At 58.5% G+C, this 23982-nt stretch carries 14 protein-coding genes and 1 tRNA gene; 4 read left to right on the forward strand and 11 right to left on the reverse strand.

The genetic code is table 11. The features are described 5' to 3' along the window. Positions 1 to 105 precede the first annotated feature (105 nt). From ACRRQW_RS18400 to ACRRQW_RS18410, 3 genes are all read right to left on the reverse strand, one after another. A tRNA-Met gene (locus tag ACRRQW_RS18400) sits at positions 106 to 180 on the reverse strand. 741 nt (positions 181 to 921) lie between these two features. Beyond that, positions 922 to 3618, reverse strand: a complete 2697-nt coding sequence (locus tag ACRRQW_RS18405) for a chemotaxis protein CheB (protein WP_438483084.1) — start codon at positions 3616 to 3618, stop codon at positions 922 to 924. 324 nt (positions 3619 to 3942) lie between these two features. Further along, entirely contained in the window at positions 3943 to 5022 is a 1080-nt protein-coding gene (locus ACRRQW_RS18410) for a PA0069 family radical SAM protein (RefSeq protein ID WP_438483085.1), read from the reverse strand. A gap of 521 nt (positions 5023 to 5543) precedes the next feature. Here ACRRQW_RS18410 and ACRRQW_RS18415 point away from each other — a divergent pair. The 3 genes from ACRRQW_RS18415 (at position 5544) to ACRRQW_RS18425 (ending at position 14038) form a co-directional block, all read left to right on the forward strand. Continuing rightward, positions 5544 to 8528 (forward strand): ATP-binding protein, encoded by a 2985-nt coding sequence (locus tag ACRRQW_RS18415; protein WP_438483086.1) that lies wholly within the window; start codon positions 5544 to 5546, stop codon positions 8526 to 8528. Positions 8529 to 8582: 54 nt separating this feature from the next. Beyond that, on the forward strand, positions 8583 to 9206 hold the full coding sequence (locus ACRRQW_RS18420) for a response regulator (RefSeq protein WP_438483087.1): 624 nt from the start codon (positions 8583 to 8585) through the stop codon (positions 9204 to 9206). Positions 9207 to 9367: 161 nt separating this feature from the next. Next, positions 9368 to 14038 (forward strand): beta strand repeat-containing protein, encoded by a 4671-nt coding sequence (locus tag ACRRQW_RS18425; protein WP_438483088.1) that lies wholly within the window; start codon positions 9368 to 9370, stop codon positions 14036 to 14038. A gap of 574 nt (positions 14039 to 14612) precedes the next feature. On the opposite strand, the gene ACRRQW_RS18430 is transcribed toward ACRRQW_RS18425, so the two are convergent. From ACRRQW_RS18430 to acs, 8 genes are all read right to left on the reverse strand, one after another. Further along, a complete protein-coding gene (locus ACRRQW_RS18430) occupies positions 14613 to 15773 on the reverse strand; it encodes a serine hydrolase domain-containing protein (RefSeq protein WP_438483089.1) in 1161 nt (386 codons plus the stop codon). 23 nt (positions 15774 to 15796) lie between these two features. Beyond that, the gene (locus tag ACRRQW_RS18435; RefSeq protein ID WP_438483090.1) at positions 15797 to 17083 is read right to left on the reverse strand and encodes a hypothetical protein; all 1287 of its coding nucleotides are present in this window, start codon (positions 17081 to 17083) and stop codon (positions 15797 to 15799) included. Further along, positions 17080 to 18048 (reverse strand): PulJ/GspJ family protein, encoded by a 969-nt coding sequence (locus ACRRQW_RS18440; protein WP_438483091.1) that lies wholly within the window; start codon positions 18046 to 18048, stop codon positions 17080 to 17082. The genes ACRRQW_RS18435 and ACRRQW_RS18440 overlap by 4 nt, the downstream gene beginning before the upstream one ends. Continuing rightward, positions 18045 to 18572 carry a prepilin-type N-terminal cleavage/methylation domain-containing protein gene (locus tag ACRRQW_RS18445; protein WP_438483092.1) on the reverse strand — a complete coding sequence of 176 codons (528 nt, stop codon included), beginning with the start codon at positions 18570 to 18572 and terminating at the stop codon, positions 18045 to 18047. The genes ACRRQW_RS18440 and ACRRQW_RS18445 overlap by 4 nt, the downstream gene beginning before the upstream one ends. A 3-nt stretch (positions 18573 to 18575) precedes the next feature. Then, positions 18576 to 19256 carry a pilus assembly FimT family protein gene (locus tag ACRRQW_RS18450; protein ID WP_438483093.1) on the reverse strand — a complete coding sequence of 227 codons (681 nt, stop codon included), beginning with the start codon at positions 19254 to 19256 and terminating at the stop codon, positions 18576 to 18578. Then, positions 19253 to 19918, reverse strand: a complete 666-nt coding sequence (locus tag ACRRQW_RS18455; protein ID WP_438483094.1) for a type II secretion system protein — start codon at positions 19916 to 19918, stop codon at positions 19253 to 19255. Before ACRRQW_RS18455 ends, ACRRQW_RS18450 begins: the two co-directional genes overlap by 4 nt. 8 nt (positions 19919 to 19926) lie before the next feature. Then, positions 19927 to 20556: a type II secretion system protein gene (locus ACRRQW_RS18460; protein ID WP_438483095.1), complete on the reverse strand. Its 630-nt coding sequence runs from the start codon at positions 20554 to 20556 to the stop codon at positions 19927 to 19929. Between the two features lie 137 nt (positions 20557 to 20693). Further along, positions 20694 to 22643: an acetate--CoA ligase gene (acs, locus tag ACRRQW_RS18465; protein ID WP_438483096.1), complete on the reverse strand. Its 1950-nt coding sequence runs from the start codon at positions 22641 to 22643 to the stop codon at positions 20694 to 20696. Between the two features lie 110 nt (positions 22644 to 22753). On the opposite strand from acs, the gene rho reads away from it, so the two are divergent. Continuing rightward, on the forward strand, positions 22754 to 23929 hold the full coding sequence (rho, locus tag ACRRQW_RS18470; protein WP_438483097.1) for a transcription termination factor Rho: 1176 nt from the start codon (positions 22754 to 22756) through the stop codon (positions 23927 to 23929). Positions 23930 to 23982 lie beyond the last annotated feature (53 nt).

Below are 23982 nucleotides of genomic sequence, written 5' to 3' on the forward strand. Positions count from 1 at the left end.
CAAAGCGAGTGTGTGGTCAACGGGCGATCAGTTGAACCGCCTGCGAAGCCTTCGAACAATACGACAACCAGTCAAAATGCGACACATTAACCGTCGCTTAAAAATTGGTGCCAGAGGGCAGGATTGAACTGCCGACCAAAGGCTTATGAGTCCTCTGCTCTACCACTGAGCTACTCTGGCAAAAGTGCTAATACCCGTGACTTACGAAGGTGGATAATTTGCATGTCTACAGTGCTTGTCTACAGTGTAGCCATGCAATCAAAAAACACCCCTGAAAGGTCGGACTGGGAATCAACGGCCGTCCAAAACCTTGTCAGGCGCCGGACGAGCGGGAATTACTACGGTCGCTTCACTTTGCGCGGCAAGCAAAAATGGTTCCCCCTCAATACGGACGTCTTTTCCGTAGCGAAACTGCGTCTGTCGGACAAAGTGCCGGAGATTGACCGTCTCCGCGGGATCGAGGCCGTTGCTAAAGGTCGGGCGCGGATGGGAGAGCTAATCAGCGCTTATCTTGAGCGAACAGACGCTAATGCCGATCTACGACCCTCCTCGAAAACGTCCCGGCTTCCGGAGTCATACAATATCGAGTTGCTCTCTCTTGACCCTACGCAAATCTGACAAATCCATAATCCCGCATATTTGCATACTTGCATACTGTATGCTACGGTGCGGTCGCCCAAGATGCGCTCAATCGGGCCTCGACTCCGGAAATCCGCAGCTATGCCGCGGGACTTTTTAAAGCCGCCGAACAATTGCACAACCAAGCCTGCGCGTTGCTGACGCCTGGCGACGCGATCACGCAAGTCGAACCGCGCCTGTTGCGAGACTTGAACACCAAATCCGGCCCAGAGTATGACGCCGCATTTATCGCTTTGGCAGTCGACACTCAACGCCAGCTCACCGCGAAGTTAAACATTGCGGCTAAAGAACGCGAAGCGGTTGACCACGGACGTGTTGAGCCAACCCATGCGCTGCTTGATCTAAGGCCTTTTCATGCGTCTCGATGCGACTGAACAGGCTGTCGCGTTGCTCACGCAACCTGACCTCGGTCTTTTTTGCCTCGGTAACATCGGCAAACGTAATCACCACGCCATCGATGCGGTTGTCGGTCGTGCGGTACGGCATGATGCGCACGCCGAACCAGCGCCCGTCATGCGTGGCAACCGTCCGCTCCACCACCACTAAGGTCCGCAAGACCCCGTGCGCATCGTCGACCAGCGCCGTGTAAATCAAATCCGAGGCGAGGTCGGTAATCGGCCGGCCCACGTCGCTCGCGATTAGTTTTATGAGCGCCTTGGCTTGCAGCGTAAATCGACGCACGCACAGGACGTTGTCCAGAAACAGCGTGGCGATGTCGGTGCTGTCCAGGAGATTCTTCATGTCGTTCTGCGCGCTCGATAACTCATCGAGCTTCGCGTGGAGCTCCGCGTTCACCGTGTGCAGCTCCTCGTTCAAAGACTGCATCTCTTCCTTCGAAGTTGTGAGTTCCTCGTTGGTGGACTGCAATTCCTCGTTCGTGGATTGCAGTTCTTCGTTCAGCGAGCGCTGTTCCTCCTGCGATGTCTGCATCTCCTCGCGACACAACTGCACCTCCTTGCGCGCGCGCGCGAGTTCCCGTGCATAATCGCGCGACTGTGAACGGCCGCGACCGGTTGGAGTTTTCTCCAGCGCTTTCGTTTCAATGGGCAGAGGAACCCTTGTGAAAACGATGAGGATCAAGCCTGCCAACTCCTTGGGCTCTTGCAGCAGTTGCACCGTCACGTCTGCGCAGCGCGCCGTGTCACCGGCATCGGTTTTAATGCCCGGCAACACGAGTGGGCCTTTTTTCTTCTGCACGAGCGGAAGCGCGCGCGCGAGCTCGTGGCGCAGGCCGTCTCGCGCCATGGCAATAACGTTCCAATTCGCCTTGCCCGCCGCAGGCTCCAGGTAAAGGCCGATGCGTCCGCTGATATAGAGGACATCGCCTTGGTCGTTAACGAGCACCGCCGGTGGCGAGAAGCGGGTTTGCAGAAACTGGTCTGCGTGCGACTGAAGATTGGCCGGATGGTTTAGCGCGGGCGTATTTGCGGGGGCCGCCAGCGTGAGGGCATTAAACACCGCAGGGAAATCATGAACCGATTCGCGGCGCGCGACGTCATTCCGGCGAAAAATCCGTTCCTTTTGGGCGAGCGGCGTGAACAGTCTCGAAGAAGTGCCGAGGCTCTCCCAACTGCCGAGAAAAAGAATTCCGCGCGGGTTGAGCGCGTAATGGAAGAGCGGCAGGATTTTTCGTTGCAACGCCGGAGTCAGGTAAATCAGCAGGTTCCGGCAGCAGAGCATATCCAGCTTGGTGAAAGGAGGATCCATGATCAGGTTTTGCGGCGCAAAGACGACCATCGCGCGGATCTCTTTTTTTATCCGGTAACCGTGCGGCTCTTTGATGAAGAACCGCGCCAACCGGGCAGGCGAAACTGTCGACGCAATCGCTTCCGAGAAAAAGCCGGCGCGCGCCTTTTCGATCGCGTCTTTGTCAAGATCGGTCGCGTAAATCTGCAACGACAGCGGGCCCCGTGATTTGCTTTTTTTAAGAGTCTCCATGAACACCATCGCCAGAGAAAACGCCTCCTCTCCCGTAGAACACCCCGTAACCCACGCACGCAATTGTGTGCCGGCCGGACGACTGGACATCAACGCGGGCAACGCGACCTTCGCCAGCCGTTCCCACGCCGCCGGGTCGCGGAAAAAACCGGTAACGCCAATCAACAGTTCTTTGAACAGGATGCCGACCTCCTGGGGATTTTCCTGAAGGTATCGTATGTAATGGCCCACCTGTACGATCTGATGGATGCCCATTCGGTGCTCGACGCGGCGATCAAGCGTGCTGCGTCGATACAGAGTGAAATCATGGCCGGTATGCGTGCGTAGCAGGATGATGATTTTTTCAAGCTCCCCGCTTACAGCCTCTTCCGCCATCGGTGCCACCGCCGCCACGCGAGGCCGGTTTTTAACGTAGGCAAACAGCTTCTGGGGCAACTCCGCCGCCGGCGCGATGACATCCGCCAGCCCGGCGGCAATCGCACTGCGCGGCATCGCGTCAAACTTCGCCGTGCCCGGCTCCTGAACCAGCGTAAGCCCGAATTTCTCTTTTATCTCCAGCAATCCCGCCGTGCCATCGCTCCCCATCCCCGACAACACCACTCCGACCGCACGTTCGCGCTGATCCTCCGCGAGCGACTGGAAAAATGAATTAATCGGCAGCCGCATCCCGCGCGCTTCCACCGGCTTCATCAAATGCAAGACGCCATGCAGAACCGACATGTCGCGATTGGACGGGATGACATACAGGCAGTTCGGACGTACCCGCATCCGGTCCGCCACTTGCAGCACCTTAAGCTTCGTCACGCGCTGAAGTAGCTCGGGCATCATCCCTTTTTGAGTCGGATCAAGGTGTTGGATTACCACAAACGCCAGCCCGCTGTTATCGGGAACCTTGCTGAAAAAATCCGTCAACGCCTCCAACCCGCCCGCCGACGCCCCAATCCCCACGATGGGAAAACTGCTGGCAAAACTTTTTACCTTTCCGGAAACCTGGCCATGACCCTTCGCGCCCGCAGCCCGACGCCGGTGGAGTTTCCGCAAAACCGGCAAGATAGACTTATTCAAGAACAACCAATGACCGCCAAAGAGCTCAGCGGTTCGAGGATGTGTAGTATATTTCGAATGTTATACGGGTGTCGAGAGCCTCGGGAGATTTGAATCCTCACGACTGGCATTTCCCAATGAGTTTTCTACAGACGCCGCCAATTATTTGCACAAGCAAGATACTTGGAGGAACGGTCTCTAAATGTAGCCCTGCGGTCGGCGAATGTTCGATTAGCTTTTCGTCGGTGACCGCGCCCGCGGGCGCCGGTAGCGTTGTAAATAGTGTTCGCGATGACAGCGGATACTCCGCAGCTGCCGATCTCAAAACAACTCCAGTTGTCCACGACTTCGCCTTCGAAAGTTTGTGCAGGAGAGTTGCGGACGCTCCCGAGTCAACCCTGCCCGCCGGGCACTTACTTCAAAGATTTTCGCAATCTGCTCGGCGAAAATCCCTGTGCCTCGCATCCGCGTGCCCCAGTTTGAATCGTAGAGTTTTCCGTCACGAACGTCTTGAATTCGCGAGATGATTTTTTCCTTTTTTCCCGGGACGTGATCTTCGAGCCAGCTTAGGAAAACATCTTTCACGGCGTGCGGTAAGCGCAGCATGACCCAGCTGCATCCTTTCGCCCCAGCTTGAGCAACGGCGTCGAGAATGGCGGGAATCTCGTGATCAGTGAGTCCGGGAATCACGGGCGCTACCATGGCCACGACTGGAATGCCCGCGTCACTCAGCATTCTAATGGCGCGCAATCGATGTTCAGGTCGTGCAGCTCTAGGTTCCAACTTGCCAGCTAAATTGGCATCGAGAGAGGTGACGGAGATGTGAACAGAAACACAATTATACTTAGCGAGGTCTTGAAGTAGGTCGATATCCCGGGTTACCAAAAAGTTCTTGGTTATAATGCTTACCGGCTGACGAAATTCAGCCATTACTTCGAGACACTGGCGGGTGATGCGAAAGTGGCGTTCCGCTGGCTGGTAACAGTCCGTTGCTCCGCTCATCATGATTGGCTCGGGAATCCATTGGAGGGATTCGAGTTCTGAGCGTAGCAGTTCTGGCGCCCGAAGTTTCACGAGAATCTTCGTTTCAAAATCTATGCCGCTGCTCCAACCGAGATATTCGTGATAAGGACGGGCGAAGCAATACGAGCATCCATGAGAACACCCTCTGTAACCGTTCAATCCCCAATGTCTGCCGAGGTCGGGGCTTTCGTTTTTTGTGATAATACTTTCAGAAGCGTCGAAGTAATATTTGGTTTTGGGACTGTCTCGCTCTATCGGGGCACCAGTAAATTCATCGAATTCACCGTAGCTCTCATCGGGAGCCACTATGAGTGGATCAAATCGGTTCGGCGGATTTATGTTTGGGCCTCGACCTGTAATTCGCGTGTTCGGTTGCATCGGTTCGAAACGTTATAATTCGTTTAGTAGAAATCGTGGGACGCCTGCGCTGGCGTCACGAACGACAATACTTTTCAGCGATTACGCGGATGACGACGGCGATGATTCGGAGTGTTGACCATACGTGTTCATTTGAACACTCATGGTCAAATTGTTTTCGTTAAAATTTTGTGTGCCTGCATTGAGACTAACCGTTATCCGACACATTCTCCGAAACGTAACGATCCGCGTTTTCGCTAGTGTAGGAGCCGAGAGAATTCACCGTAACTGGACTTAACTACTCACCGAATTGCACCACCTCCCAGCGGCTGGAATCTCATTTGAGATACGGGCGTGAGGGGAAATGGGGCGCCTCCCATGCGCGTCGCTAGGTGACTCGCGACTTGCCGCGCGCGGGCGAGCGCGAACACTGCCGTCATGCCCCTTACCCATTTTCTCGAGCCGAGCCGCCGGCGTCGCTTAAACGCGAGTTTTCTTTTACTTTCACAGGCATGGGGAAATGAAACTTCACCACCTGAGTCATGCGATCGACCCTACGGTTGTTAATAGTTGCCATCCTGCTGCAGGGCGCCTCGCCGCTGTCGTGGCCCGCGCTCGTCTCGGAAACCGGCCGGCCGCTCATGCAGGTGTTCACGCCGCGCGAATACCAAGCCGACCCGCTTTGCCAGGCCGTGGTGCAAGGAAGCGATGGCGTGATGATTATCGCCAACAACACTGCGGCCATCGCGTTCGACGGGGTGCAGTGGCAATCAATCGCCCTGCCCCCCGCTTCCACGGGAATCAGTCAACTGGTCCTCGGCGCGGATGGCGTCACCTACGCCGCTGGCGGCAGCGTGCTCGGTTACTTCGAAGGGCCGGTCGGACAAAAAACTTATCGCTCGCTGCGCGACGCCTTGCCCGAAAAAGAACGCGACGGCGCTCGGAGCTATGTGATCGCGGCGGGACGCGAGGGAGTTTATTTCACCGATGGCATCACCTTGCGCGCGTGGCGCGACGGCGCACTCGTTAGCATCGGCGGATCGCTCCCGCCGGAGACCGAACTCTTTTCTGCCGCGGGAATTGTTTACGTAAAGGGCAACGACGCTTCGCTGGCTCGCATCGAACAGGATGCGCTCGTCCCCGTAACCACCGATCCGCTCCTCATCGGCACTGACTTGGTTTTGATCGAGTCGCTGACCGAAGGCGCGCTGCGGGTGCTGACGCACAATCGCGGATTCCTTCAGGTCAGCGCGAACGGCGAAGTCACCGCGATGCCAACGTCGGCGGACAAACTCTTCGCTGGAAAGCGCGTGCTCTTTGCGCAACGGTTCGCGGACGGTTCGTGCGTGGTCACGTTCAGCCCGGGCAGCGGAGGGGGTGGAATCTTCCTTTCGGAGCAAGGCGAGGTGCAAGGTTGGCTCGACGAATCCAGCGGCCTACCCAATCGCAACCTGCGCAGTCTCGCGACGGATACAGAAGGCGGATTATGGGTCGGCCTCGAATACGGCATCGCCCGCCTCGACTGGCCCTCCGGCGTGACGTTGTTCGATCCCGTAAACGGGCTGAACGGATTCGTCACGAGTATCGCGCGCCAGGAAAACAGTTTGTATGCGTCGACACTTTCCGGACTGCACCAGTTGTCGCCGGGCAGGAATTCTGCGGAGCCAGCCGTTTTTAAATCAGTCCTCAGCGAGGCGGTTTATGGTCTGCGGCCGGACGCCTCGGGATTATTGTTTCGTCACCAAACCAAATTAGGGCGCATTACGCCGCGCGGCAGCGAAATCCTTTTTCCGCTTCCCAGTGCCTTCGGCAGCTTCGGCCCGTCGAAGCGCGATCCCCAACGACTATGGGTTAACACCATGCAAGGCTTGCATTCGATTTATCGCGAAGGCGTCAGCTGGCGCGATGAGGGACTGGTGCCGGGCTTCACGGAACACGTGGCCGGATTGCTCGAGATGGACGATGGCACGATGTGGATTTCGAGTTTCGAACGCGGACTCTTTCGGCTGCATTTTCGCGATCTCGCGAATCCGCAAGCCGGGGTGACGCGAGTGCAGCGCTACGCGGAGGGGCACGGCTTGCCGGAATTCGACCACTGCGCTGTTTACAGTTGGCATGGAAAACCGATCTTTCTCTTCGACCGCAGTGCGCATCCCTACCACTTCGATCCCGTCCGCCAGAAGTTCGCGCCCCTGCAGGAAGCCGCGGCACTGCCCACCAATATAATTCCCAACTGCTGGTCCTCGCACCCCAGCGGCGAAAGCCTGTGGTTCACGACCAATAATCCGCAATCAGCCCAGCAAGTCATCTATCGATTGCGCGCGGGAGAAACCGCGCCGCAGTTTCTGCCCCGCGCCATCGCCGAAACCGCCGGAAAAATCTGGCAGTTTCAGGAGGAAACAACCCCGGCGGGACCGGTGTTGTGGATTTGCTCGGTCAACGGATTGCTGCGTGTGGAACTCGACCGGGCCTTTCGCGCACCCACGCCGCTGCGCGTGTTGTTGCGCGCGGAAGCAGTGGACGAGGGCGCGCGTCTCCCCGCGGACAAAACGACCCCGAAATTCATTTTTTCCGCGCCCCGCTTTCAAACCGGTGCCGCGGTGGAATACCAGACTCGGCTCGTCGGTGCCGACGATGACTGGTCGACGTGGTCCACCGAACACACCCGAAACTACGCGCGCCTGCCGCGTGGCGACTACCGTTTCGAAGTTCGCGCGAAAGACGCCGACGGAAGTTTAAGTGACGTCGCCACGCTCTCGTTTTCTCTCTTCCCGCCGTGGTGGAAATCGACTTGGGCAATCGTGTTGTGGACTCTCCTCGCGATCGCGACCGTCGTCATCCTGACACGGGCCCTCGCCGTGCGCGCACTCAACCGCCGGCTCGAGTTGCTTAAAGCGCAAGCGGCCGTGGAGCAGGTACGCCTCCGCCTGGCGCGCGATTTGCACGACGACATTGGCTCGGGGCTCGGCCGGGTGATTCTTTTCGCCGGCGAGGCCGAGCGCTCGAAAGACGATCCCGCCAAACTCGCCGCGTCGCTCGATCGCATGCGGCACACTGCCCACGACCTCGTGCAACATGCCCGCGAAATCGTCTGGGCGGTCAGCCCGCAACACGACTCGGTCGCCAGTCTCGCCGAACGCGTGGGCGATTACGCGATGGAAACGATCGGCGCCGCCGGCATGCGTTGCGAGACGGATATCCCCGTCGATCTGCCGGCGTGGCCGCTGCGCTCCGACGCGCGCCATAGCTTGTTTCTCGCGGTGAAGGAAACCTTACACAACTGCGTGAAATATTCTGAGGCCAGGACGGTGAAGATCACGGCACGCGTCATCGGACAGGAGTTCACGCTGGCGATCGCGGACGACGGCCGCGGATTCGCGCCGGGCGAGCGTCGCGGCTCGGGCCACGGCTTGCGCAACCTCGCAATCCGCGCGGAAGCGCTCGGCGGTTCTGCGGAGATAGCGAGCGAACCGGGTCGTGGCACGACCGTGGTGTTGCGCATCCCGATCACTCCATCGACAGCATGATCTTTCAGGAAACTTTTGAGTGACGTCGGGAGTTTTTCGCGGTCTTTAGACACCGTGACTCCCCTCGCCCTCATCGAAGACGATGCCGACTACCGCGCCGGCCTCGAGCGTCTGATCATAAGCAGTGGACGTTTCACGCTGGTCGGTTCCTACGAGTCCGCGGAAGCCGCTCTGGCCGCGTTGCCGAAAGTCGCGCCCTCGCTCGTGCTTTCGGACATCAATCTCCCAGGACTGCCCGGCCCCGCCGTGGTGCAACGTCTGCGCACACTGCTGCCGGCCACGCGCTGCGTGATGCTCACGATTTTCGACGATCCCGATAATCTTTTCACCGCGCTCCAGGCCGGTGCGATCGGCTATCTTTTGAAAACCTCCGCGCCGGACGAAATTCTCGCCGCACTCGATGAAGCCGTCGCCGGCGGCGCGCCGATGTCGCGTCCGATCGCGCGACGCGTGCTGACATCGTTTGCCCGCCCCCTGACACCTTCGGCGGTGGAGGCCGCGCTGACCGTCCGTGAGAAAGAAATTTTGGATCAACTCGCCCGTGGCCTCGCTTACAAGGAGATCGCCGCGCAACTCGGCATCAGTCCCGCCACCGTGAAAAATCATCTGGCGCGCATCTACGAAAAACTACAGGTCCGCTCACGCACGGAAGCGAGTGTGAGGTGGCTGGGACGTTAGCCGGCCGGTCCGAAAAGTTCCTCGTCTACCCAAAATGGGGCCGAATGGCCTATAGGGACGGTCGCCAAGAATTGGTAGATTGAACCCCTTCGGGCCGACGCAGCGCGGAGCGCGGCGTCTGGTATACCCGCACTTCCTGTTGAGTTGGCCCATGCCGCCACATGTCGCCTTCTCGCTCCCTCCGCTCGCGCCCGCTCGCGCATCTCTTAATCAGCCTCGGCCTGCTGGCCGTTTCCGCCAGCCGAGCGACGCTCTGCGCGCAGACGCTCAGCTCCCACACGAATTACAGCGGGCAGAATCTCGCCAATGGGGATTACCACAACCAATCCATCAGCAATTCGAATTTCACCGGCGCCAATCTCAGCGGGTCGAATTTCGAATTTGCCGCGCTCGTCGACGACAACTTCACCAACGCGAACCTCTTCGGCGTCAACTTTTGGCGAGCGCGGTTCGCCAACACGACTTTCGCCGGCGCCGACCTGCGCAACACGATCTTCAACGCGACCGAGTTTCAGAACGTCAAAAACCTCGTTGGCGCCAACTTCAGCGGCACCAGCCTCGCCAGTTACGTTGCGGTAGGCGCGAACTTCACCAATGCCAATCTCAGCAACGCGAATCTCACCGGCACGCGCTTCAGCAGTGCCAACCTGACCGGCGCCAATGTCACCGGAGCGGACTTCACCGGCGCCAGCCTCGACAACGCCAACCTCACCAACAGCACGATCACCGCAGCCCAGCTCGCCTCGACTGGCAGCGTCCGTTCCAACCTCATCCTCTCGGGTGTCAATTTCACTAGCGACGATTTCGGCGCGATCGCTCTTTCCCGCGTCACTTTTAGCGGCACCAACTTCACCTCCGCAAAAAGTTCCGGCGCTGACTTCTCCCACGGGGATTTCCGCGCGGCCGACTTCACCCAGGCCCAGTTCACCCACAGCAACTTCTCCTCCGCCAGCTTCTACAACACGATCGCGACCAGCGCCGATTTCAGCGGTTCGAATTTCCAGAATGCCAGCCTCGACGGCACATACCTGACCAACGCCAATCTCACCGGGGCGAATTTATCCCGCAGCACCCTTACCTGGGTCCGAACGTCCGGAGCAAATTTCACCTCGGCTAATTTCACTTCCGCCACCCTGAAAGGGGCGAACCTGAGCAACACCGTGATGACCGGCGCGGATTTCACCTCCGCCGACCTTACGGGCACAACGCTCTCCGGCAATGCCCGCAACGCCAACTTCACCTTAGCCAAGCTCAACTCCGGCACCTTTAGCGTCACCGACTTTCGCGGCGCCGATTTCACGAACGCGACCACCACGGGTGCCGGTTTCTACCAGGCCGATCTCCGCGAGACCAACATCACCGGCGGGCAGTTGAGCGTCGCCTACAAAAATCTTTATCAGACCAACCTCTCCGGGCTCACGCTGACCAACCTTTCCTTCACCAATGGCAACGCCGACTCCGTCAATTTCGCCGGCGCGACGCTGAACAATGCGGATTTCACCGGCTCGCGGTTGTGGGACGCCAACTTCACCAACGCCAATGTCAGCGGCGCGAATTTCACCAACGCCCAGGTTTATTACGCCTACTTCGCGGGTGCCGACCTCCGGGGCACGTGGCTGACCGGGGCGCAACTGGCCGGCGCGAACAAAAATCTTTCCGCCACCAACCTGGCGAACAAGACCCTTTCGAATGCCAACTTCAATAATTTCAACTTCCAAGGGGCCACCCTGACCGACGTGAAATTCGAGTCGGGCACGCTATGGAATGCCGACTTCACCAACACCAACCTTGCGCGCGTCAACTTCACCGGGGCTCAGCTTTATTCCACGATCCTCACCGGCGCCAATCTCACCGGCGCGTGGATCACGCCGGCGCAACTCGCGACCGCCAATCCGAACCTCTCCGGCATCACGCTGACGAATTACAACTTCTCCAGCGCCAACCTCAGCAATTTGAATTTCTCCGACGCGACTCTCACCGGTATGTCGTTCCAGTCGGGAAATCTGTATCGAAACAACTTTTCCGGCGCCAACCTCTCCGGTGCGAATTTGAGCTACGCGGCGCTCGACCAAGCCAGTTTCACCGGCGCAAATCTTACGAACGCCAACTTTTCCGGCGCCAGCCTGCGGGAGACCAGCGTGCTCACGTCACAACTCTCCGGCGCGAACTTCGCCGGCGCCACCTTCCAAGGCACAACGATCGGTGATGCCTCGCGCAGCGACGGATTTATCTATTCCGGTCAACTCGATCTGGGTGCCGGGTCCTCCCTGACGCTCGCTTCTGCAGGACGCGCCAAGATCGGCTCGCTCACGACGCTCGCTTCCAACGCCACTCTTACTGCGGCCCACGGCCTTGAACTCGACGCCGGCAGCACGCTGCGCGGCACCGGCACTCTCGCCACGCCGAACAATGCAGCCGATGCCTCCGTCCTCCACGGCACGGTGCAGTCTTCCGGCCTGAAGTTTACCGGTTATGTGCGGGGCGATGCAGCTTACACGGGAGCGGTCACCTTCTCCAGCACGCTCGAGCTCTCCAATACTGTCAATAATTTCGCCGGCACCTCCGGCCAAATCACGCTCAACGGCGGACACCTGATCGCCACGGGCAACACGTCCATCGCGCGTCCATTTCTGCTCGCCTCGAATGCGAGCAATACCATTTCCGCCGCCGCCGGTGCCACGCTGACCTTGTCCGGCAGGATCGATGGCCAGACGTTAAACGTGCAAGGCCCGGGCACCCTCGCCCTCACCGGAGAAAATCTTTTCAACCGCCTCATCCTCGCTTCCGGCTCGCTGCGCGTCGGCTCGGCGGAAAACCTGAACTACACGTGGGACGAAACGAGCACGGTTACCTTCGACGGCGGCGCGCTGCAAGCGGCGGCCAGTTTCTCCACCACGCACACGACGATCCTCGCCGCCGGTGGCGGCACGTTCGAGGTCGGTTCCGGTCTCACGCTCGATTGGAACGGCGCGATCGCCGGTGAAGGTTCGCTCACCAAAATCGGCGCGGGCACCTTGCTGCTCGGCGGCGCGGGCACTTACACGGGCGATACGTTCGTGAACGGCGGCATTCTCCGCCTGACCTCCGCTTCCGCTTTTAACGAACACACCACGCTGCACGTCGCCGAGGGCGCGACCTTCGACACGAACGGTTTTGATCCCAACGTCGGCGGCGTGGGTGGCGCAGGCACCGTGCAGATCAATTCCGGCGGGCTGACGCTGAATGGCAGCGGCAACGAAACGTTTGGCGGTAAATATACCGGCACCGGCCAGCTCAGTATCGCGCGCACGGGCACACTCACGCTCACCGGCGCCAACACCTACACCGGCGGCACGAGCATCGATGGCGGCACCCTTGAAATCGCGGGCGGCGGTTCCATTGCGCACCCCGACGCCGCACTCGCCATCGGCAACTCCTCGGAAGCGGCGGCCTTGCACGTGACAAACGGCAGCCTGACTGCGGGAGCGACCGAAATTGGCAAAGTCGGCAACAGCAGCCTGGTAATCAGTGGCCCGGCCGCCACCGCCACGCTGGATGCGGTCTATATCGGTTGGGGCACGGGAACCGGCACCCTCGAGATTAACTCGGGTGGTCAACTCATCACCAACGGAACAGCCGCTTGGGGTCCCAACCCTCTGTTGCCGGTGGCCCTCACCGTTTCTGGGGCCGGCTCGGTTTGGAACAACGCCACTTGGTTCAATGTTTCCGGGAACGCCTCACTCGCCATCCGCGACGGCGGCACGGTCGCTACCGGCACGATGTCGATCGGCTCCTCCTTCAACACCGCGACCACCATCGTCGGCAACCAGGCACTGCTGAATGTAAACACCCTCAATATCGCCAGCAATGGCCGGGGAAGCCTCGTCATCGAAAGTGGCGGGACGGTGGTCGCTGATGCCGCCTCCATCGGGCAATATAACTTCGGCACCGTCTCGGTCGAAGGTGAGGGTAAATTTCAAGCCAACATCCTGACGCTCTACACTCGCGGAACGCTCACCCTCGGCGGCGCGCCCGACAGCGCGGCGAAGGCCGCCGGCACGCTCGCGATCGGCAGCATCGATTCCGTCAGCGGCGGGAGAATTAATTTCAACCATACCAACGCCACCTATGCGTTTGACACCCCGCTCACTGGCACTGCCCGCCTCACCCAAAATGGCCCCGGCACCACGGTGCTCAGCGGCAACAACTCTAACTTCACGGGCGCGCTCGAAATCAACGCCGGCACGCTGCGTGTAGAAAGCAACTTCGGCTCCAGCGCGACGACCATCAATGCCGGCGGCACGCTCGGTGGCAGCGGCACCATTGGCGCCTTCACTTTGAACAGCGGCGGCACCCTCGCTCCCGGCAACTCCCCCGGCGCGCTCCACGCCGGTGACACGACCTGGCAGGGTGGCGCGAACTATGTGTGGGAAATCAACGACGCCGCCTCGCCCGGAACGGGCGCCGGCACGCGTTACGACCTGCTTTCCGTTTCCGGCACGCTCACGATTGCCGCGACGAGCGGAAACAAATTCACAATCACCCTCGCGTCGCTTCTCGCCGACAACACCGCCGGCAATGTCGTGAATTTCAACAGCGACATAAATTCGTCCTACACCATCGCCAGTGCGTCCGGCGGCATCATCGGTTTCGACGCCAACGCGTTCACGATCAACTCCGCCGGTTTCTTCAACGCGACTAACGGCGGATCGTGGAATCTCTCGCACGTCGGCAATAATCTAAATCTCAACTTCGCCGCCGCGTCGGCGATTCCAGAGCCTTCTGCTTACGCCGTTTTCTTTGGCGCCGGTGCTCTCGCTTTTGCGTTTTATCGCCGACGTCAAAGAAAGTAATTTGTCGGAGAGAAATTATGAGATGCGACTCAACCCTGAGTATAACGACTGGGCAGGCGTTTCTCCCCCAAGTTTCGAAACACTTCTCTTCGGTTATCTACTTCGGCAATGCTCCTGATGGTGTGACCCGTTCCATTTTTACGGTCAACTTCGGGAGCTGGACATCGCTCCCCGATTGCGAGTGACGCAAGCGCCTACTATCTCGACCCGTCAACGAGGAATATCCACGTAAAGCGACAGCTGGATAGAATTATTCATCACCGTGAATTGTGGGAATGAAAACGTCGTTTCAAGGCCATCGCGCAGTATTCCAGTATTAGATTTTCTGTCACATGGGCTGTCTACAGTGCAGCCGAAAATTGAGCAAAATTGGGAAAAAGTGAGAATCACGGAAACAACACAACCCTTTGATTGGGTGGATTTTGACAAATTCAGAAAAATAGAGAAAACATCTGAAAATGCCGTTTAGCCGTTATGGGTCCTTTGCTCTACCACTGAGCTACTCTGGCGAAAATCAACTAACGGCGGGTATTCCGCTTCTGCCAAACGACGTGACGAGCAATTTCGTCAATTCTCAGGATTTGCCAGCACTGTCGCCGTATTCCCAGTGATACGGGATGACGGTGTCCCCGAGAATGAATTGGATGAGCTCCGCGAACGCGGCTTCAGCGCGAACGTCGTTGGCCAGGATCACGACGGCACGCTTGCCGTTTTCGAGGCAGACTAAGGTGTTCGCGGTGATGTTATTGTGACCGCCTTTGAAGAAGCCCTTCCCTTGCGGACCGGTAAACACGATCACGCCCAGTCCGGCATGGAGATGCTTCGTTTGTTTATCCGCAGGCGCGTCGGCTTGGCGCGTAGGGAACTGCGTCGCGGTCGTAATCGGCAAAATCGGGCGCGCCAGTGCTTGAGCGGAAGCAGCGCTGAGGCCTTCGCCATTCACGAGCGCGCGGGCAAATTTGCTGATGTCCGCGATGGTCGTATCCATCGAGCCCGCCGCGCGGACCCGTGAACGCTGGTCGTGTGGTTTAGGTTCACCGCGATCGTTCCACCCGTCAGCGACATTGCCCGCGAAATCGGCGCGCCACTGCAACGCGGTGCGTGGCATCTCCAATTGTGTGAAAATTCGGTTGGTTAACGTGCCCACATCGAGGCCGAGGCCTTTCTCGATCGCGAATTGCAACAGTTGAATGCCGTCGCCAGAGTAGCCATAACGGGACCCCGGCGTGAAATGGATTTTCAATTTCCCGTCGGGTTCAAGAAATCCGAAGTTCGAAAATCCCGTGGAATGCGTGAGGACGATGCGCGGCGTGATCAGGCGCCAGCGCTCGTCTTCGGCCAACGGCGACCAATCAGCGTATTTGGGTTCGCTCGGATACTCCGGCAGCGGCTTCGCCAGATACTCCCCAATCGGTCGATCCAGATTCAGCTTCCCTTGATCCACCAGTTGCAACGTCGCGTAAGCCAACACCGTCTTCGTCAGCGAAGCGCCATACATCACAGTGTCCGTTTGCAACGGCTCGCCCGCCGAATTCCTCACGCCATAGGCTTTGACGTAAACGATCTTCCCTTGATCAATCACCGCCAACGCGAGCCCTTTCGCCTCGGTTTTCGCTAACGCTTGCGCCACCCGCGCATCAATCGCAGCCGGCGCAGGAATGGATGGCTGCGCGGCGAGCAATGATTGGGCGAGCAAACTACAAATTACAAAACGCAGGCGCGAGTGAGTGAGCATAAAGTGAATGTGAGAGAGGATTTTTAAATATCGTCGTAACTTAACCAGCGAAAACAGGTGATCACAAATTTCCTGCCTAACCCATTAGGAGCAAAATCGACCGTGCGCTGCACCACTGCTTCACAGACATAGCGCGACTCTATCCGGCCATCTAAATTCACCGAATCGCCGTAAGCGCGAATCCGAAAAGTATCGGAGCGCACGGTGAGCACATCGCGCATCACGACCATAAACTGGGTAGGCGTAACGCCGCTTCCGCTGGCTAGCAGTGCATCAGACAATAGCCCGCTGGTGGCAAACGAATCGACTGACGTGAAGGGTCCGTGGGTTGATTTCCCCGCAGTCGTCGCTGCAGCAAAATTGCTGGTAATTCTGCCCTGCAGCGTGGTGAGCGTGGTCACGGATGTGCCAAGTGCGGAGGACGAAATTTGAGGAGTCGCGCCACTCTGGTTGTAAGTTTGGAAAAGCCCACGCCAAGTGATCGCCGACGTCGTGTTGATGTTGAAGGTGCCAGATTTCCGGGCCACGCCGAGACTTTGCGGAACCAGCCTGATTGAACTCAGCGTGGCGTGGTGAAAGTTATCCTTCAACACGCTCGCCGCGAGTGCAGTCGCAGGCATGACGCGGAGCTGTTCGAAGCTCAGCACACTCGGAATTTTAGCGGAATTCGCGCTGAGGGTTGATTTCAACGCAGCAGAGTTTACCGGCACGTCACTGAGAACGGGAATGACTCCGGGAGCCGCGAGTTCGCCCGGCGCTGAATAGGCGCTGACCTTCACCCCTTCATCGCCAATCCAATAAGCGATTCCGCCCACCACGCGGCTCTGATGACTAGTTGAGTCGATTGTCTGAACCTCGATTTTTCCTGCTTCAACTTGTTCGGAATTCGTCGAACTCGCACCGACGCTGCCTGCCCCCACTAAGGTGATCCGCGTGAGGCTGGGATCAATCATGGGCGACGCATTGGCACCTGAAACGAGCCACCGTAGAAAATTGCCGTTCGCATCCCAAGCTCCACACCAGTGTCGCGTAGTATTGGTGGCTCCTGAAGAAACTCCGGCGATTCCCGCCATGCCGGTGATCCGTGAATCGTCACCGGCGGTTCGTTGCAATTCCCCGAGCGCTAAGTCGAGGGCAAGCAACGCGTGCTGCCTCGCTCGAACTTGATAGGAGCCCGCGTGCGCGACATCACTGCCGACTTTAACCAAAGCGCTCAAAGCGAACACCCCTAGAATCAACAAGGCCAGCAGCGCCAGAGTGATGACCAAGGCGAAGCCTCGCGGACTTGGTTGCATACGAGAGATGATCATAGACCGCGTGCCTTGATTTCAACACGTCGCATAAACACTCGAGAGTGAGCTTCCACGACGCTCCACCACCACGCATCGTCTGTTGCAAACGCCGGCGGGCGTGAGATCTGTCCGCTGCCTCCTTCCATTGCAGCCAGGATGCGCGCGCCTTCCTCGGTCAGCACGCGCAGCATGATTTCTGCGACATCGGGGAATTGATTTTCCGGATTGGGAGTTACTGCATCTGTCGCGCGATGCGTCGTGTCGCTGGCGCTGGCAGGGAATATCCGCTGAAGGCGTCCGCTTGCATCACGCGCGTAAAGCCACACCGCGAGGTCGACCACATTTGTGGCGAGCGCGTCTGAGCTCGAACTGGGATTTGAAAGATTCGCCCCGTAAGCGGTGACGTTGTATCCGCTCGAGAACGTGTCGTCGTTATTGATAAACGTTCGATAAAGCGTGTAGCGCACGTCCGCAGGATTTGTGGCGCTGACAGTTCCGCTCACTGGCCGCCGGACAATTTGGTATGAAAGCGCGCGAGGTAACGCGAGTTGGGTCGAAGATTCTGCAGTAGCGGCTATGAACCGCAGCCACGCACCGGAAAGACCAAAACGCGTGTCGCCAATCGTTGGTTCAATCACGGACGTTGGCGGCACCAGCGACAGGCTCAGCGCTGTCGCTGGTTTCATGAACGCGGAGCTCAGCCAGCCGCGACCACTTAGTCCCGCGGTGGAATTAACCACGTCAACGGCCAGCCAGTTATTGCCTACAGCTGTTCGAGCATGACACGCGCTTTGCAAATCCCGTTCGATCATATCCAATGCCAGTTTCGCTTGGGTGCTGCCGGAAAAGCCGTCCTGCGTGCGCTTCCACACCGTGAGCGTGTTGGTCGTCACGCTTAGCATGATGCCCGCCAGCACAAGGGTGATCGTCACCGCGACGAGCAACTCAAGTAAGGTGAAAGCCTGCGTGCACGCTTTGTTCATCGCAGCACAGATACCGTGAAGGAGATTTGCTGCCGGTCTTTGAGGTCGGTGCTCGTCGTGGAGTCGGGCACGCGATATGGCCATGACACCCTCACCTCTAAAGCGATCATTGCAGCAGCAGAATCGTAGGCGAGCGTGCCGCTGTTAAATCGCCATGCCTCAATCAGGAAATAGCGCTCCGCGTCTGGAATAGTGAGTGAGCTCGCGGGCACCAGATGGGTTTGAGCGTGAACGCGCGAACCATCTCGGTTTCCAACGATTTCAAATCCGCCGATTAGTGGCGCCGCCATGATCGGAACGTGAGTCGCTAATGCATCAAACCCTCCCACCGCCACGAGCCGTTGTAATTCCACGCGAATCGAATCGGGCAAACGCTGCGCGACGAGTGAGTCTTCGGCTTCAATGGATTGGCGCGTTAAAGCAGGCAGCATCGCCAGCACGGCAACCACGGCGACGGCAAAAATACCGACGGCTAACACCACTTCGATGAGGGAAAACGCGCGGGTTTTTCTCCGAAAAAGCATCGGCTAAAATCCTTGTCGCCCGTTAACCAACACGGCGACGCCGTAAGTGCCGATACTCACACCGCGCACGGTTTCAGGATCCTCAAACTGAATTGGCGACATACCGGCGACCGTGGCATCAGGCGGAAACATTTTCACGGAGCCGAGGATCAGATCGCCCGAATTCCCGGTCGCGCCAGAAGCAGAGATCGCCACTGCGGTCCATTGCTCCGCGGTATTTGAATTCACGGCCAACGTGTATTCAGAAGTGGTGCGCAGCGAAGTTGAACGCAACGCGGCACCGTCAGACGGACGTGTCCACAGTTTCTCGGAATTCACCAAATTGCTGGGATTCGTGAGGTCACGCGGCAGCACCGCAACTCCGTCCGGCAGGTAAGCATCAGACACTGTAATCCAATTTGTGCCATCGGAAACCTGCAGCACGACGTAACGCAAATAACGGCGCGAGGCGTCGACTGAAGTCGGATCGTTTTGAATTAAGATTCGAGCGCCTTGTCCGGACGACACGGCTTGGGTGCGCGCCGCAATCAACAGATTCGAGATCAGCGCTTGGCCGGATTGAAGCGCGGCACCCTTCCCTTGATTCACACCGCGAACTAAAAAAAATGTGAGCCCGGCGATCACGCCAATCACCACCAGGAGTTCCATCAGCGTAAAGCCACGTCTGGAACTGCGCGGGCTCATTTCCAGCTAAAAATAAACTCTGGCGAGGCCGCGGTGGAGTTGGGTGCGGGCGAATAAAATAATACTCCGGCTCGCACGCCCGTCGCAGGGAAATCGCCTGCCGTCGGCGTCATGCCGTTTGCTGCGGGCAAAGTTGTGAAATCACTGCCGGCGCGAATCGTCCCATCAAGGTTTCGATCCACGAGCACTGCGATCGACGCGTTCTCAAACGCGTCTTTAATAAGCGTCGCGTTCGGTTCACCTGCCGCAATGAAATCGCTTTCGCTGAACGCATAGAACGGGATTTGTTTTCGGTTTTGCGCGAGCAGCGTTGCGCTGGGCGTCGTGCCATCGCGTTTCTTGGCGGCGAGCACATCGTGAAACGGATGATCGCCCGTGATCGTGGCGACTGCACCACCGTTCACTAGATTGGTGGAATGAAACGTGGGATAATACCCGTATTCACTGCGAAAACTTTCGATCGCGGCGGCCCACTGGCTAAATTGGACTTTGGCTTTTGCTTTGTTGGCAGAGCGACGCGCAGCGCCGACGGCGGGGAAAATTAACGCAGCCAAAATACCGACGATGGCAATGACTGAAAGTAACTCGATCAACGTAAAGCCGCGTTTAGGTTCACGAAATTTTCCTGCTAAGGGCTGAGCGCTGACGGCTGCTCGCTCCATGGTTTTCATCAGTTCCGATCAGCGTAGATGTTATCCGTGTTCACCGGTTTACTGTCGCGGGTGGCAGCTTCGTAGGTCGCATCGATGTTACCGGTGGTCGGCAGCGGCAGCGTGAGATTTTCGTCGGGGCCCGCGCTCACGAGAATGTAGGCGCTGTTGGTCCATGTGTTGCCGGCTGGTTTATAGGCGTAGCGATACGACTGACCCCATGGATCGACGAAGTGGTTTTGCAGGGCATCGTCGGGCGCGCGGAGGTCAGCCATCGTGAAACGGGAGCGCTCGAATAGGATGCGTTGTTGCGGGAGAATGCGCGGGGCGTTGAGCGCAGAGCCGCGTTGGCCACTGAGGGCGAGATGCAGTTGTTCGCACGACGCGACGTCATCAAGGCTGTCGTCGGACGCGATGCGCGGGTAGTCGCCGTATTGGCGTTTGTAGGCTTCGAGCGCAGCGGCGAGCGCGGCGAGTTCGGCTTTGGCGCGGGCGACTTTGCTGGCGGTCGCGGCGTGGCGCCCCACTCCAATCACGATCGCGCTCAGCACGCCAATGATGGTGAGCACCGCGAGGAGTTCGAGCAGGGTAAACCCGCGCGCTTTGCGGGTCGTTTGAAAATTACGCTCAGCCGGCGGCCTCGAAGGCAAGGGAGTGTGGGTTGGGCCGGTGAACATGTTAAAAATAAAAACGAAGAGTGACGAACGGCTCCAACCAAAATTTGACCATAAAAAAGGCGGTGCCACAAAAATGGCCCCGCCTGATGAAAGATTTTTTCGTCGATCGATTAATCTTCCTGCTGAAGCGCGGTGATGACCGAGAAATCTTCAAGCGTGGAGGTGTCACCCTTCACTTCGCGGCCAGCGGCGATTTCCTTGAGGATGCGGCGCATGATTTTGCCGGAACGGGTCTTGGGCAAACCGGCGGCGAAACGCACCGCGTCGGGCTTCGCGAATGAACCGATCTCACGACCGATGTGCGCACGCAGCGCTTCTTTCAAGGCGTCATCCGCGGCAATGCCGGTCTTGAGTGACACGAACACGACAAGTGCGGAACCTTTTAAGTCATCCGGACGGCCTACGGCGGCAGCTTCGGCAACCGAAGGATGCGTAGCGAGCGCGGCTTCGACTTCAGCGGTGCCGATGCGGTGGCCGGAGATGTTGAGCACATCGTCCACGCGACCAGAGATCCAGAAATAGCCGTCTTTGTCCTGCTTCGCGCCATCGCCGGTGAAGTAGACGCCGGGATAGTCACCGAAATAGGCTTTCTTGAAGCGTTCGTCGTCGCCCCAGAGCGTGCGGAGCATCGACGGCCACGGTTTCGTGATGATCATTTTACCGTCGGTGCCACGCGGGACTTCCTTACCCTTTTCGTCGACGATCTTGGGCACAATGCCGAAGAACGGCAGCGTGGCCGAGCCGGGTTTCGCGGGAATGGCACCGGGGATCGGCGCGATCATGATGGAGCCGGTTTCGGTTTGCCACCAGGTGTCGACGATCGGGCAACGGCCTTTGCCGATCATTTTGTGATACCAACGCCATGCTTCCGGGCTGATCGGTTCGCCGACGGAGCCGAGCAGGCGCAGCGAGTCGAGTTTGTGGCGCGTGACGTAGTTGTCGCCCCAGCGCATAAACGCGCGAATCGCCGTCGGCGCCGTGTAGAGAATCGTGATGCCGTGGCGGTCGATCATCTGCCAGAAACGATCCGGCTCGGGCTGGTTCGGCGCGCCCTCGTAGAGGAACACCGTCGAGCCGTTCGAAAGCAGACCGTAAACGACGTAGCTGTGGCCCGTGATCCAACCGATATCAGCGGAGCAGAAATAGCGGTCGTTTTCCTTGAGATCGAAAATGTAATGCGAGCTCAGTTTCGCGCCGAGCAGGTAGCCGGCAGACGTGTGGAGCACGCCCTTCGGTTTGCCGGTGGAGCCGGAGGTATAAAGAATGAAGAGCGGGTGCTCGGAATCGAATGCCTTGGCGGTGTGCTTGTTCGGCGCGCCTTCCCACGCTTCCTTCCACCACGTGTCGCGGCCTTCGACCATGTTGACCTCGTTGCCCGTGCGTTTGACGACGAGCACGGACTGCACGGACGGAGCGCCGTAGAGGGCTTTGTCGACGTTGGCCTTGAGTTCGACGATTTTTCCGCGCCGCCAGCCGCCGTCGGCAGTTATGACAAGCTTTGCCTGGCAATCATTGAGGCGATCCTTGATCGCTTCGGCGCTAAACCCGCCGAAAATCACCGTGTGCACCGCGCCGATGCGGGCGCACGCGAGCATGGCAATCATCGCCTCAGGAATCATCGGCATGTAAATGGCGATGCGATCGCCGGCCTTGATGCCGGAGTTTTCCAAAATGTGTGCGAGGCGGCAGACGTGAAAATGCAGCTGCCGATACGTGATTGTGCGCACGTCGCCGGGTTCACCTTCGAAAATAATCGCCGCCTTGTTCTCGCGGGCCGTGCCGAGGTGTTTATCCAGGCAGTTCTCGGAGACGTTCAACTTGCCGCCGGTAAACCACTTGGCATGCGGGGCTTTCCATTGGAGTGTCTTTTTAAACGGCTTGCGCCAGACGAGGTGTTCCTTCGCTTGTTTTGACCAAAACTTGTCTGGAGCGTTGACAGACTCGGTGTAGAGCCTACGGTAAGCCTCGTAGCTGCCAAGATTTGCTTGGCTCTTGAACTCGGCTGAGGGCTTGAAAATTCGACTCTCCCGGGACACTGAGGTAATCGTTTGGTCCGTCATTGTTTCACTCTTTTTATTAAGGGGTTGAACTAAAAACAGCGCAGAAATGCCCCCGACGGATTGCACGGTCAAGCCCTAGCAGCTGCGTAACCCGTTTTTCAGTTTCTGATATGGATAAAGATAATCAGCCTACTGCTCCCGAAGCAGCCCAGGCTTCCTCCCCCGCTCCGGCCCAGCCGGACAATAGCATCCGCGTCGAAGGCATTCTCGATATCGACAACAGCCGTAACGGCCAGTTGCTCGACCTCGCGAAACACGGCAAACGCCGCCCCACCGACCCTTTCGTGCCGCGCGAACTCGTGCGCCGCTTCAAACTCCAAGTCGGCAGCATCATCACCGCCACGGCTACGCCGGACGGTCGCTTCCCGAATCCCAAGGTGCGCTTCATCGAAAAAGTCGACGGCCTCGAGATCGAGGATCGTCGCCGCGCGATTGAGTTTCCGAATCTCACCACCGTCACGCCGGACAAACAACTTAAGCTCGAGATGAAAGACGGCCGCATGACGAATCGCGTCATCGATCTCTTCGCTCCCATCGGCAAAGGCACGCGCGGTCTCATCGTCGCGCCGCCGCGCACGGGTAAAACCACTTTTCTGCGCGATATCGCGCTAGGCGTGCTCGAAAATCACCCCGAGTGTCACGTCATGATTCTCCTCGTGGACGAACGCCCGGAGGAAGTCACCGATTTCCGCCGCAGCGTGAACGCCGAAGTCTGGGCCTCGTCGAACGACGACCCGGTCGAGAATCACATCCGCATCGCCGATCTTTGCATCGAACGCGCCAAGCGTCTCGTCGAAGCCGGCAAGGACGTCGTCTTGCTCATCGATTCGCTCACCCGCCTTTCGCGTGCGCATAACACCGCCAAGAACTCCGGCCGCACCGGCACGGGTGGTTTGGATGTCCGCGCGCTCGAGAAGCCCCGCCAGTTGTTCGCCTCCGCGCGTAACACCGAAGACGGCGGCTCGCTCACGATTGTCGCCTCCATTCTCGTCGAGACCGGCTCACGCATGGACGACGTGATTTTCCAGGAGTTCAAAGGCACCGGTAACATGGAACTCGTCCTCGACCGCAAGACCGCCGAAATGCGCATCTGGCCGGCCGTGAATATCGCTTCCTCCGGCACCCGTCGCGAAGAACTCCTGATCGACGCCAAGAAACTCGAAGGCATCCACTTCTTCCGCCGCGCACTCGTGCAGCAAAAGATCGAGGAAGCCACTGATACGATGGTCACCCGTCTCAGCAAGACGAAGACCAACGACGAGTTCCTTAAACTCATCGCCCGCTAATTACCGCTTGCCCCGCCGTTCGCCGTCAGGGCAAATTCCACCTCCCGCACCCA

The organism is Oleiharenicola lentus, from assembly GCF_051660365.1.
GTDB lineage: Bacteria > Verrucomicrobiota > Verrucomicrobiia > Opitutales > Opitutaceae > Lacunisphaera > Lacunisphaera lenta_A.